At 37.9% G+C, this 12480-nt stretch carries 11 protein-coding genes; 10 read left to right on the top strand and 1 reads right to left on the bottom strand.

What is annotated here, in order from left to right; translation table 11 throughout:
* Nucleotides 1-51: 51 nt before the first annotated feature.
* The 7 genes from E2H97_RS16750 to tnpA all read left to right on the top strand — a co-directional run bounded on the left by E2H97_RS16750 (nt 52) and on the right by tnpA (nt 7054).
* Entirely contained in the window at nt 52-327 is a 276-nt protein-coding gene (locus E2H97_RS16750; RefSeq protein ID WP_133408193.1) for an acyl carrier protein, read from the top strand.
* Nucleotides 328-1392 (top strand): flavin-containing monooxygenase, encoded by a 1065-nt coding sequence (locus E2H97_RS16745; RefSeq protein ID WP_133408192.1) that lies wholly within the window; start codon nt 328-330, stop codon nt 1390-1392.
* On the top strand, nt 1389-3725 hold the full coding sequence (locus tag E2H97_RS16740) for an efflux RND transporter permease subunit (RefSeq protein ID WP_170308342.1): 2337 nt from the start codon (nt 1389-1391) through the stop codon (nt 3723-3725). Before E2H97_RS16745 ends, E2H97_RS16740 begins: the two co-directional genes overlap by 4 nt.
* Nucleotides 3726-3737: 12 nt before the next feature.
* Nucleotides 3738-4550: an outer membrane lipoprotein-sorting protein gene (locus tag E2H97_RS16735; RefSeq protein ID WP_133408190.1), complete on the top strand. Its 813-nt coding sequence runs from the start codon at nt 3738-3740 to the stop codon at nt 4548-4550.
* 2 nt (nt 4551-4552) lie between these two features.
* The gene (locus E2H97_RS16730; protein WP_133408189.1) at nt 4553-5791 is read left to right on the top strand and encodes a hypothetical protein; all 1239 of its coding nucleotides are present in this window, start codon (nt 4553-4555) and stop codon (nt 5789-5791) included.
* 36 nt (nt 5792-5827) lie between these two features.
* Nucleotides 5828-6568 (top strand): 4'-phosphopantetheinyl transferase family protein, encoded by a 741-nt coding sequence (locus tag E2H97_RS16725; RefSeq protein WP_133408188.1) that lies wholly within the window; start codon nt 5828-5830, stop codon nt 6566-6568.
* Nucleotides 6569-6676: 108 nt separating this feature from the next.
* Nucleotides 6677-7054, top strand: a complete 378-nt coding sequence (gene tnpA / locus E2H97_RS16720; RefSeq protein ID WP_133408691.1) for an IS200/IS605 family transposase — start codon at nt 6677-6679, stop codon at nt 7052-7054.
* 381 nt (nt 7055-7435) lie between these two features.
* On the opposite strand, the gene E2H97_RS19075 is transcribed toward tnpA, so the two are convergent.
* Complete coding sequence (locus E2H97_RS19075) at nt 7436-7564, bottom strand: hypothetical protein (protein ID WP_281279929.1); 129 nt, start codon at nt 7562-7564, stop codon at nt 7436-7438.
* Here E2H97_RS19075 and E2H97_RS16715 point away from each other — a divergent pair.
* The 3 genes from E2H97_RS16715 to E2H97_RS16705 all read left to right on the top strand — a co-directional run bounded on the left by E2H97_RS16715 (nt 7563) and on the right by E2H97_RS16705 (nt 12427).
* Nucleotides 7563-7922: a hypothetical protein gene (locus tag E2H97_RS16715; protein ID WP_133408187.1), complete on the top strand. Its 360-nt coding sequence runs from the start codon at nt 7563-7565 to the stop codon at nt 7920-7922. The genes E2H97_RS19075 and E2H97_RS16715 overlap by 2 nt on opposite strands.
* Nucleotides 7923-8078: 156 nt before the next feature.
* The gene (locus E2H97_RS16710) at nt 8079-9287 is read left to right on the top strand and encodes an efflux RND transporter periplasmic adaptor subunit (protein ID WP_133408186.1); all 1209 of its coding nucleotides are present in this window, start codon (nt 8079-8081) and stop codon (nt 9285-9287) included.
* A 17-nt stretch (nt 9288-9304) separates the two neighbouring features.
* Nucleotides 9305-12427 carry an efflux RND transporter permease subunit gene (locus tag E2H97_RS16705; protein WP_133408185.1) on the top strand — a complete coding sequence of 1041 codons (3123 nt, stop codon included), beginning with the start codon at nt 9305-9307 and terminating at the stop codon, nt 12425-12427.
* Nucleotides 12428-12480 lie beyond the last annotated feature (53 nt).

The raw sequence follows: 12480 nt of genomic DNA, 5'->3' as shown, positions 1-12480 counted from the left end.
GATAGCTTTCTGTGAAGATCGTTTATTTAAAAATAAATTAAGGAAAATTTTATGGAAAACACAATCTCAAAAGAAACACTTGTTGCTGAAATTTGCAAATATATGTCTTCTAGTGTTGACGGTTTTTCTCTAGATAAACACATCGATACATCATTTTCACGTTTAGGCTTAGACTCAGCAGGGCATGTACAGCTAACTGCCGTGATAGAAGACTGTATGCATATTGAAGTATCACCGACTTTGGCATTTGAATATCCAACTGTAAATGCCTTGGTTACATATTTAATGGGCATATACTTGCAGCAACCTGATAAGGTAGCTTCATAAATGAAAGTATTTGATACAATTATTATTGGCGCAGGTCAATGTGGGCTATACGCAGCAAAGCAACTGCATGACAAAAATCTTAATTACCTTGTATTAGAGCGGAATGTAGTAGGTCAAGTATGGTTAAATAGATTAGATGGTATGCGTCTGTTTACTTCCCGTCAATTTTGTAATTTACCAGGACTTCCTTTACCTGGTGATCCTGCAGAGTTTCCTAAAGTTTGCGAAATTGGTCGCTATTTAAAAATATATGCAAATCAATTTAACTTGAATATTCGTGAACTAGCGGATGTGATATCGCTAGTTAAAAAATCAAATATATTCATACTAGAATTAAGTTCTGGTGAACAGTTACATGCCAGAACAGTTGTCAATGCTACAGGATCAAATCAATCCGTAACAATTCCTAACATAAGCAAATTACTATCAGAAAAAGTATGTCAATTAACGTCTCAACTCTCTTCATTATCTATTGTTCCTAATGATTCTAACGTAGTAGTTGTCGGTGATGGAGCATCCGGGAGGCAAATTGCTGGCGGGCTTGCTCAACGTTGCCAAGTAACATTGTCTACAGGTACAAGCCGAGGGTTACTACCTAATAGAGTTTTAGGTAAAGACCTATTTTGGTGGTTGAAGAATTTAGGTATTCTTAATGCTAGTAATTCATCATTTATTGCGAAAATTCTAAAAAATCGCAACCCCATTCCTTGCGCTAACTTTAATAATAAAGAGTTAAAGACTCTTGGTGTTGACATCAAACCTAGATTGCTCTCATGTTCAAACGAAATAGTTACTTTTCTTGATGGAAGCACAAAAACCATTGATGTAGTGATTTGGGCTGTAGGTTATCAAGATAATACTCAGTGGTTAAAACTTCCACATTGTTCAGATGGCAACGGCTTTATTCATAACCAAGGAGAAACGCCTGAGCCTGGACTATTCATTATTGGACGTAAGTGGTTCAGTTGCCGAGGATCTGAGTTAATTTTGGGGGTTGAAAGAGATGTGAACCATGTAATTACGTTGTTAGAAAGTTATATGGAAAAGTGGAAAAAAATATTATGAAGCACAACATCAATATAGTTTGGATATTAACGTCCAGAACGAGTCGGCTATTATTGTCTGGAGTGATTATATTTACTATATTTTCAATTTTAGGTTTGAAAAACATTGAATTGTCCAGTGATTATAAAATATTTTTTGATAAAGGTAATACAGATCTACAAATATTAGAGACAATGGAAAGTACCTATAGTAAGACTGATAATATATTTATTATGATCAGGCCTAATCATGATGATATATATAATCTCAAAACAATAGGTTTAATTAGTGAACTTACAAATCGTTTGTGGAAAATACCACATGTATTACGAGTTGATTCCCTTACTAACTTTCCTTATAGCCAAGCTATCAATGATGAAATTTTCATTGAGGAGTTTATTTATGATCCGAAACAAATAACAACAGAGCATATTGAGTTCGTTAAAAAAACTGCAAACAAAGAAAAAGACTTAGTAGGTAACCTTATCACCCAAGATGGTCAATACTCAGCAGTAAATATTACCACATTACTACCAGGAAAAAACCACAAACAAGAAACTCTAGCGGTTAGCAGTGGTGTTGATGATGTGCTGAGCGATCTTAAAATTGACTATCCTGATCATAAATTTTATGTCACGGGTTTAGTAACAATGAACAGTGCTTTTTTTACCGCCGCTAAACGTGATTTTATTACACTCATACCATTAATGGTAGTCTTTGTATTAATAGCAGCAGGCATAATTCTCGGCTCATTTAAAGCCGCAAGCTGTATACTTATTGTGTTATTACTTTCACTGTTGGGAGCCTTAGGTCTAGCAGGTTGGCTTGGTATCAACCTTTCAGCACCATCAATTTCTGCACCAATAATAATGTTTACAGTCATTGTGGCATCGTGTATTCACATTATCAGCTATGTGAAGAAACGACTCCTATTGGGTGAAGCACAATCTAAGGCTGTATTGTTGTCATATCGACATAATGCCAAGCCCATTCTTGTCAGTCATCTAACAACGATTATTGGTTTTATTGCTATGAACACTAGCGATTCACCACCTTTTAGAGATCTGGGAAATATTGTTGCTTTTGGAGTTATGTTTTCGTTATTGCTTTCATTTACTCTACTGCCTGCATTACTCATGAAGCTGACTTTGTCCTCTAAAAAAAGCTATGTAATCAAAGTGTTTGATAATATGGGCTGGCTTTCTAATTTAGTTATTCGAAAACAAAAACAAATTCTCTATATTATTGTTCCCTGTACATTAGTACTAGCAAGCTTAAGCCTCTTAAACCAAGGCAATGATGACTTAATTAAGTACTTCGATAAAACAGTCGAATTTAGACTAGATTCAGAAGCCATTGATGAACAATTTTCAGGGCTATATAACATTGATTACTCGATTTCAAGTACTGAAAAAAACGGTGTATTTTCCTTTGAATACCTCAAATTTATTGAAGCTTTTGATGCTTGGCTTATGGATCAACCTGAAGTTGTTATCACTAGTAGTCTGCTCCATAGAATAAAACAGCTCAATCTCTTGATGAATGCAAATAACCCTGAATTTTATCGAATTCCAAATAATCCAACATTGGCAGCGCAACATTTTCTGCTATATGAAATGTCGTTGCCTTTTGGCAAAGGTGCAGATGATATGCTTAATTTTGATAAGTCAGCAATTAAACTAACAGCTCGATTACATAACAGCAGCTCGTTGGAAATGATCGCATTCGAAAATAAAGTCAAGGGTTGGCTTGAAGATAATAAACCTAAATATATCAATTATAGTTACTCAAGCCCATCACTTATATTTTCTCATATTGGTCAAAGCAATATTGTTAGCTTGCTTCAAGGAGCTTTTATCGCATTTCTTATTATATCAGTTGCTTTAACCTTAGTTTTTAGATCGTTTTACATTGGCTTGCTAACCCTTATACCGAACTTATTACCAGTAGGTATGGCTTTCGGTTTTTGGTATTGCATTCAAGGTCAAATATCAATGGGACTAGCTGGTGTATCGGCAATGGCTATTGGTATTATTGTTGATGATACAGTGCACTTTCTTTATCAATATATCAAAGGGTTGAAAAATGGGCTCTCACCTGAGCAAAGCGTTAAAAATACATTTGAGCACACCATGAGTGCTATTGTCATCAGCTCAGCTTTGTTAGTCGTTGGCTTTCTACTGTTATCTACTTCCTCATTTGAAAAGAACGCACAAATGGGATTACTGACCAGCGGCACCATTATTCTTGCACTGATTTTTGATCTGATCGTTCTACCAGTGCTAGCCATGCGATTTATTCGAAAGAGCTCTATTACACCGACTCAAAATAAATTTATAACCAACTTATATTAAAGAGAGAATTTGATGGAAACTAATAAATATAAATTAGCTTTACTATTTATTATAGCAGTGCTAGTTAGCGATTTGTCTCAGGCTGAGCAAAGCTCTAGGAAAAAAGGCTATGACATTGCGTTGGCAGTAGACAATCGAAATGCTGGATTTCAAGATAGCGTAGCGAAATTATCAATGATACTAGAAAATAGCCAGGGAAGAAAAACCGTTAGGGAACTGGAGATCAAAGTATTAGAAAATATTAGAAATGGAGATAAATCACTAATTAAATTTAATTTTCCTGCAGATATAAAAGGTACATCTCTGTTAACGCACCCATTCAAAAATCAAGCTGACGGGCAGTGGTTGTTTTTACCAGCGGTAAATCGAACAAAACGAATTTCTTCACGGAATAAGTCTGGCGCTTTTATGGGAAGTGAGTTTTCTTTTGAAGATATGACTAATAAAAATATCGAGGATTATACTTACAATTATATATCAACGGAAGCTTGTTTTGATTATGAAGCTAAAACAACAGCTGTCCAATGTGATATTATTGAGCGTTATCCTATCGACAAACATTCTGGTTATAGTAAACAAATCATGTGGGTAGATCAATTGGATAAAAAGATTTACAAAATTGAATACTACGATCGTAAGAACGTTTTACTAAAAGTTTTTAAGGCTCATAACTTTGTCTTATATAAGAATAGGTACTGGCGAGCAAATAAGGTAGTAATGCATAATGTACAAACAAATAAAGTAACTTCTCTTGAATATAAGTCTATTAAGTTCACCATAGGGTTGAATGATAGAGATTTTCACCGCAGTGCATTAAGGGATTGATAATGTTTACTAGCCTTTCGGGAAAGAATTTTAGAACAAGCATCAGATATTGGAAGATATTCATAATTTACATTACAACTTTAGGATTTTATACACCTTGTTTAGCTGAAGATATTTTAGATAATCTGGTTTTTGATCTAGCATCAACCACTCGTTATTATATAAACAAAAATGGTAAAAACCAAGTGGTTAACAATCAGTTTAGTTATGGCTATAAAGGTGAAATTAAATTAAATACTAAGTTCGATTTTTCACAATTCAAGGATATTAAATTCAGTAGTCAAGTATTCTATAATTGGAATAATAAAGATGAAGAACGGCGTTATATGGATATTCGAAAAGCAAATGTTTATTTTCACAAAGGGGAAAATAAGTTTGGTTTTGGTATCGATACTTTTTTCTGGGGGGCTTCTGAATCTATTAATTTGGTAAATGTACTAAATCAATCAGACATAAGCGAGAGTATTGATGGTAAAGTTAAATTAGGGCAGACTTTTATTTCTGTAAGCAATCAATTTTCTAATGGTGAGATCACTTTTATTTATTTGCCTAAATTTCGAGCCATTAACTTCCCACAAAGACCTTCTTATGGTTTGCCTATATCAAATAGTAACCTCTTCGAAAATAATAAAAAAGACGGAGGCTATGCAGCACGAGCATTATTTTATGTTGAAGACTATGAATTTGCTTTCTCTTATTTTAAAGGTACTAGGCGACAACCAATTTTGATTAGAAGCTCCATGTCTCCTGAACTTCTTACTCCATTCTACATACAAACAGAAAATTTACTTTTTGATGGTGTCTATTTAACCGAAAATTTCACTTTAAAAACTGAAGCTAAGATAGGAAAAGAATTAGGTGATGGTTTCACAGCTGCTAGTTTTGGAATTGAGTATCCTAGCTATCTTTTTTCTGATGTCATTGACGAAGTCATATTTATTGGGGAATATATCTTTGATGATAGAAAGATAACAGCAGAAACTCACGCACAAAATGACATTTTTGTTGGCACAAAGTTTGAGTTTGGAGATGCGAGCCAGAGTAGTCTTCGAATGTTATATAGCTATGACTTAGATTATAGAGGTCAGTATGCTGAGCTAAGTTACCAACATCGTTTTCTTGATTATTTTAGAGTTAAAGCAAAATTTGTGAAAGTACTTACCGCTTCATCAGAAGAGCGGCGTTTGCATGCATTAGTGGGGGAAGAGTTTGTAAAATTTAGCCTGCATTATGCATTTTAAATCGCTAAATATAATATATGGAAATTAATTTCGCCTATGAACTCATTTTTTACTTACTTTCACGATCAAGGTATTTTTTTTAGCAAAGTAGAAATGACCATCGAATATGAGCAAAACTTTTTAGACGAGCTATTAAGAAAACAGCTCTATATTCCTGCAAGTTTGGACACAGCTTTACTAAAACGAAAGTGTGAATTCGTTGCGGGTAGGTGGTGTGCTGTACAGGCCATGAAAAACCTTGGTATATCTGAAGTAATCCAGCCAGGTATAGGAATAAATAATGAGCCACTTTGGCCAGCTTCTATTTGTGGAAGTATTAGCCATACTAATAATGTCGCAACTGCAATAGTTACACTAAAAAATAATAATGTAATAGGCGTTGGTGTAGATAAAGAAGTTATATTCGATTCCAACCGTGCGAATTTTTTTTCAGAAAAGATTATGGCACCAAGTGAACTGATATTTAGTAAATGCTTTTCAAGTCACAACCTTTTTATCACTATGATATTTTCTGGTAAGGAAGCATTATATAAAGCAATATTCCCTCAAATAAAACGTGCTGTAAATTTTATGTTTGTCAAAGTCTGCAGGGTTGACGATAGAAATAAAATGCTAGAGCTTGAGTTTACCCAAAGATTAAATGATGAACTATATGCAGGTCGCAGAATAAAAGTATTGTATAGCTTTAATAATAATCAAGTTGAAACTTTTGTTTTTATTGAAAAATTAAAACCACGTCCAGTGGGCGTGGTAATCAGCGATAGGCTATGCCTGTAGCATCTAGCCATGTTAAGACTTTTCTTATTGTCCCCACAACAGAGAAAGGATCTACAACATGAGTAGATTTAAAAATTATCGCACGTTTTATGGCATTGCCAATATCATATTGTATGGGTTCCTAAGTATCGATATAGAATACTTAAGGGGCAGGTAGCACATGAAGTGTTCAATTGCATTCAGATATATTGTGGTAGGTTAGATTGCCAAGTAGTAGAGCTTAATGTTCAAGAGGAGCATGTACACCTTTTAGTAAAAGTACCACCTAAGTGCTCGGTATCAGACTTACTCGGAGCAGTGAAAGGTAGAACAGCGATAAGGATTTTTAAACAGTCCCCATACTTACGAAAGAAGCCTTATTGGGGTAATCACTTTTGGGCTCAGGGCTACTGTGTAGATACCGTAGGTATAGATGCAGAAATGATACGGAAGTATGTCAAATATCAGGAAAAGCTTGAAAAGCGACAAGAAGGTTTTGATTTTTAATTCGTAAACTATCGGGGACAACAGCTTGCCTTCTAGGGGGCGAAGGCAAAGCCATCCTCTAAGAAGGTGGATTCTTTAACTTGATCTAATGAAGTTTAATAGACCTAATTGTATAGATGGAATCGAAGCCCACCTTTTCGAGCAGGCTAATAAATAGGGCTCCTATTTAGCCGAAACATTTTTATGGGGGGAACAAGTGCGGGTTTGAAACATGAAACTCTGACTTAGAGTTTTTAAACTAAACAACTCTTGTCCAAAGTCGAGTTGCTAGTTATCAGTTCGAGTATGCCCCGAAACAATTTAGAGCTATTGCCTTTTAAATAACAAAGGTGCAGCCTTTTCACCAAAAAAAACTACAGTAAAAGTTAAGATGAAGATCCTTTAAATGAGTTCTGGCTCATAGAACAGCTCTTTTCTTATTCCTGTGTATTCTGTAATATCACGAGTGAATTCTATAGGGTGACTTGATTTGCTGCGGACATTAACCACGACATTGGTAACAACAATCATGCTACTGCAATTATTTGTGGTAAATGTTGGTGCGCATCAAATTCATGAGACTGAGCACCAAATCGAAGGTGACAGTCACGCCCATTTACAATTAGAAGTAACTAAAACGGTTGCAAATGATCAATGTAATATCGGTGATTGGGAACAGAGTTTGAACCAAGAGCAACATCAACACAGTAAAGTGATTGATTTGTGCTTAGATTGCCAGTGTCATGCAACTTATGTCACGTTGTTCCCGCCTTTTCAAGCAGATAAATCCATAACTCGTACAATTGATACCACTATGGTATCCATCAGTTATTTCCCACCAGATATTGCTCCTGCGTATCGCCCTCCCATATTGCCTCAACAGGTTTAAACAAATTCGCTGATAACGAATTGTCTTTGTTTTACAAAGAGACTTTTAGCTTCCCGGCATCCTGAATTCGTTATCGAATAAAACCTTTTGCAGATCACATATTACTTTGTGATCTGTCTATAAAGTTATGGTGAAGCCATAGCTTGAGGCAACACAATGAATAAAAATATTACTATAAAACACTCGATACTCAGCCTAGCTATTCTTGTGAATATTGGTATAGCTATTCCAACAAGTTATGCAGGGGATGGTCATAACCATGATGAGCCTGCTAAATCTGTTCTTAAGCAAAAACTTGATGACCATGCGGATGAAGACGGTCATTCAGAGGCATTACAATTAACTCCCGAGCAAATGGCGTTGGCGGGTATCAAGCTAGCCTCTATCAACAGTCCTGTATTAGGTCTAGATAATCTTGATGTTCAACACATGGCTACTGCGACCTTAGCCGTTAATCGTAATTTAACCGCAGTCATTGATCCTCAGTTGGATGTCTTAGTCCTACAAAGAAAAATCGTACCGGGTCAAGAAGTCAAAAAAGGGCAGATACTTTTGGTCTTGGGTGGTAAAGATGTTGCTCAAGCTCAGGCTGAATATATTAATGCTGCAAAAGAGTGGGATAGAGTAAAACGCTTAAGCAAAAATGCGGTCAGTGATAGCCAGCGTCAACAAACTTTGATTGATGCCCAGTTGAAAAAAGCCATTTTGCGTTCCATCAACATGACTGAAGCACAGATTGCGACTTTGAAACGTACTCCGGAATCTGTGGGAAGTTTTGAGTTATTGTCGCCATTAAATGGGCGAGTTCAGCAAGATATTAGTCGAGTCGGACAAATAAATCCTGCTGGTACACCACTGTTACAGCTTACTGATGAATCGAGTTTATGGGTGAAAGCAGAGCTAACGCCTGCTCAATCCAAAGATTTAACGGCTCAGCGCAAAGCGGTTGTCAAAATTGGTAATACCTTAGTGGAGGCCAAGTTGATTGGTCGTTCCCATGAGTTGGATAAAGCAACACGCACTGAAGAAGTGTTGTTTAGTATTGATAATTCATCACATAAATTACATGCAGGTGAGTTTGTTGAGTTGTACTTCTCAGCAGGTGATAAGTCGCAGCAAGGCATAGTCGTGCCTGATACCGCTCTCACTCGAGGCGGCGATGGAGACTGGCAGTTATTTCTCAAAGATAAAGATGGTTTTGAAGCCATTGAAGTTGACATTGCTGAGCGCCAAGGTGGTTTAAGCCGGATTGTGAGTCCTGAATTTACGCACTTGAAACAAAACAATGCACAAATCGTATTAGAAGGTGCGTTCTTTCTTGCTTCAGAAAAAGCGAAATCTGGCTTTGATATTCACAATCACTAAGTGCTGGGGTTATCACTATGCTACAAAAATTAATTGAGTTTGCTGTTGAGAAGCGGCTATTAGTGGCTTTGGCTTTGCTTTTTGCTATTGGCGGCAGTATTGCCATGCTACCCAAACTGAATCTTGACGCTTTTCCTGACGTTACTAATGTACAAGTAACGGTGAATACCGAAGCGGAAGGGTTAGCGGCAGAAGAAGTTGAAAAGCTGATCACTTATCCTGTTGAATCTGCTATGTATGCACTACCTGCGGTAACGGAAGTCAGATCCTTATCTCGTACAGGTTTATCTTTGGTGACAGTGGTTTTTAAAGAAGGCACAGACATCTACTTTGCAAGGCAGCAGGTTTTTGAACAATTACAGGCTGCGAAAGAAGCCATTCCTGACGGTGTGGGAACGCCTGAAATTGGTCCAAATACATCAGGGCTTGGGCAGATATATCAATACATATTACGTGCAGAACCTAGCTCTGGCATATCAGCCGCTGAATTAAGAAGTTTAAATGACTACTTAGTGAAGCTGATTTTAATGCCTGTTAGTGGTGTGACCGATGTTTTGTCATTTGGTGGTGAAGTTAGGCAATATCAAGTACAGGTGAACCCTAATAAATTACGTGCTTACGGTATTACCATGAGCCAAGTGACAGAGGCGCTAGAGAAAAACAATCGCAATGCTGGCGGTTGGTTTATGCCTCAAGGTCAAGAGCAACTTGTTGTCAGAGGCTACGGCTTTTTACCTGCAGGACAAGCAGGACTTGATGCGATAGCGCAAATACCGTTGATTGAACACAAGGGTACACCCGTTAAAGTCTCTGATATTGGAAAAGTAGCATACGGTAACGAAATCCGTGTTGGCGCAGTGACCATGACTAAGCGTGATCCGAAAGGTAACCCGAAAAACATGGGAGAAGTTGTTGCCGGTGTGGTATTAAAACGCCTAGGAGCCAATACCAAAGCTACGATTGATGATATCAAAGCTCGTGTTCCAATGATTGAGCAAGCATTACCAAAAGGTGTCACATTTCAGCCTTTTTATGATCAATCGGATCTAGTGGAAAAAGCGGTTACCACAGTAAAAGACGCTTTACTGTTAGCTTTTGTGTTTATTGTGGTGATTTTAGCGCTATTCCTCGTCAATATCAGGGCGACCATGTTGGTACTGCTGTCGATCCCAGTCTCAATTGGCTTAGCGTTAATGGTGATGTCTTACTATGGCTTATCAGCCAATTTGATGTCATTGGGTGGATTAGCCGTTGCGATTGGTATGCTAGTCGATGGCTCTGTGGTCATGGTTGAGAACATTTTCAAACACCTCACTCAACACAAACAAGAAAACAAAGCTTCTGTTTTGCAAATTTCTAAAGAAGTGCTCAATGCTGCAAAAGAAGTATGTAGTCCAATATTCTTTGCAACTGCCATTATTATTGTTGTGTTCGCACCATTGTTTGCACTGGAAGGCGTTGAAGGAAAGTTATTTCAGCCAATGGCGGTGAGTATTATCCTTGCGATGATTTCGGCTTTAGTGGTGGCTTTAGTTGTGGTGCCAGCGTTAGCCGTTTACCTGTTTAAATCTGGTGTAACGTTAAAACAATCGGTCGTTTTAATACCTCTAGAATCGCTTTACCGAAAAGTGCTGACAGTGGTAATGGCTAAGCCGAAGACGGTAATTTTACTGGCTGTAACAGTATTTACGGTTAGCATGACGCTATTGCCTAAGTTAGGCACTGAATTTGTACCTGAGCTGGAAGAAGGTACCATCAATTTAAGGGTGACGTTAGCGCCAACGGCAAGCTTACAATCATCCGTTGATGTAGCACCAAAAATTGAAAAGCTGTTATTAGCTTTTCCTGAGGTAAATTATGCGTTAAGCCGTGTCGGAGCTCCAGAGTTAGGTGGTGATCCTGAACCCGTGAGTAACATTGAAATCTACATCGGACTGAAACCTGTTGAGCAGTGGACGAGTGCGACAAATCGCTTTGAGCTGCAACGACTGATGGAGAAAAAACTCAGTGCCTTTCCTGGTTTATTGTTTACCTTCTCACAACCGATTGCTACCCGAGTGGATGAACTTTTATCGGGCGTAAAAGCACAGTTGGCAATCAAACTGTTTGGTCCTGATTTGAGTGTGTTGTCAAAAAAGGGTGAAGCGTTAAGTGAGTTGGTAGCAAAAATTCCCGGTGCCGTTGATGTGTCTTTAGAGCAAGTCAGTGGTGAAGCACAATTAGTGGTAAGACCGAATAGAGCCAAACTTGCACGCTACGGGATCAGTGTTGATGAAGTTATGTCGTTGATCAGTCAAGGTATCGGCGGCGTTAGCGCTGGGCAAGTCATTGATGGTAACGCCAGATATGACATTAACGTGCGCTTAGCCAAGCGATTTCGTTCAAGTCCTGATGCGATTCGCAACTTGATATTAACTGGAGTCAGCGGTGCAACAGTTCGTTTAGGCGAAGTCGCTGATGTCAATGTTGAAATGGCGCCTCCTAATATCCGACGTGATGATGTTCAGCGTAGAGTAGTGGTACAAGCCAATGTGTCAGGTCGAGATATGGGCTCAGTGGTCAAAGACATTTATGCAGCTGTGCCTGAAGCCAATTTACCTGCTGGGTATACTGTAGTTGTGGGTGGTCAGTATGAAAATCAGCAACGAGCACAACAAAAACTGATGTTGGTTGTGCCTGTGTCGATAGTCTTAATCGCTATGTTGTTGTTCTTCTCATTTGGCAGTGTTAAACAAGTTTTGCTTATCATGGCGAACGTACCATTGGCACTGATTGGCGGGGTCATGGCGTTGTACTTTACAGGCACTTATTTGTCGGTTCCAAGTTCCATTGGTTTTATTACCTTGTTTGGGGTTGCGGTGCTTAACGGTGTGGTATTAGTTGATTCGATTAATCAGCGTAGAGCCAGCGGCGAGCCATTATACGAATCAGTGTATGAAGGAACGGTTGGAAGATTACGCCCAGTGTTAATGACCGCATTAACCTCAGGGTTGGGTTTGATCCCAATATTGTTATCAAGTGGGATTGGCAGTGAAATTCAAAAGCCATTAGCGGTTGTAATTGTTGGCGGTTTATTCAGTTCAACAGCTTTGACTTTGTTGGTTTTACCAACGCTGTATCGTTGGGTATATAAAGACTAGCGTTGTAAAAATACTAAAAACAGGTTGGTTGCTCAGGCACTCAATCTGTTTTT

Origin of the sequence: Parashewanella tropica, assembly GCF_004358445.1 — a bacterium.
Classification (GTDB): Bacteria; Pseudomonadota; Gammaproteobacteria; order Enterobacterales; family Shewanellaceae; genus Parashewanella; species Parashewanella tropica.
The sequence above is the reverse complement of the archived record's forward strand: the minus strand, read 5'-3'. Positions and strand labels throughout refer to the sequence as shown.

Excerpts from the sequence above, each read along its gene's own strand:
- E2H97_RS16750 (WP_133408193.1), top strand. The coding sequence starts at position 52 with ATGGAAAACACAATCTCAAAAGAAACACTTGTTGCTGAAATTTGCAAA.
- E2H97_RS16745 (WP_133408192.1), top strand. The coding sequence starts at position 328 with ATGAAAGTATTTGATACAATTATTATTGGCGCAGGTCAATGTGGGCTA.
- E2H97_RS16740 (WP_170308342.1), top strand. The coding sequence starts at position 1,389 with ATGAAGCACAACATCAATATAGTTTGGATATTAACGTCCAGAACGAGT.
- E2H97_RS16735 (WP_133408190.1), top strand. The coding sequence starts at position 3,738 with ATGGAAACTAATAAATATAAATTAGCTTTACTATTTATTATAGCAGTG.
- E2H97_RS16730 (WP_133408189.1), top strand. The coding sequence starts at position 4,553 with ATGTTTACTAGCCTTTCGGGAAAGAATTTTAGAACAAGCATCAGATAT.
- E2H97_RS16725 (WP_133408188.1), top strand. The coding sequence starts at position 5,828 with ATGAACTCATTTTTTACTTACTTTCACGATCAAGGTATTTTTTTTAGC.
- E2H97_RS16715 (WP_133408187.1), top strand. The coding sequence starts at position 7,563 with ATGCTACTGCAATTATTTGTGGTAAATGTTGGTGCGCATCAAATTCAT.
- E2H97_RS19075 (WP_281279929.1), bottom strand. The coding sequence starts at position 7,564 with ATGATTGTTGTTACCAATGTCGTGGTTAATGTCCGCAGCAAATCAAGT.
- E2H97_RS16710 (WP_133408186.1), top strand. The coding sequence starts at position 8,079 with ATGAATAAAAATATTACTATAAAACACTCGATACTCAGCCTAGCTATT.
- E2H97_RS16705 (WP_133408185.1), top strand. The coding sequence starts at position 9,305 with ATGCTACAAAAATTAATTGAGTTTGCTGTTGAGAAGCGGCTATTAGTG.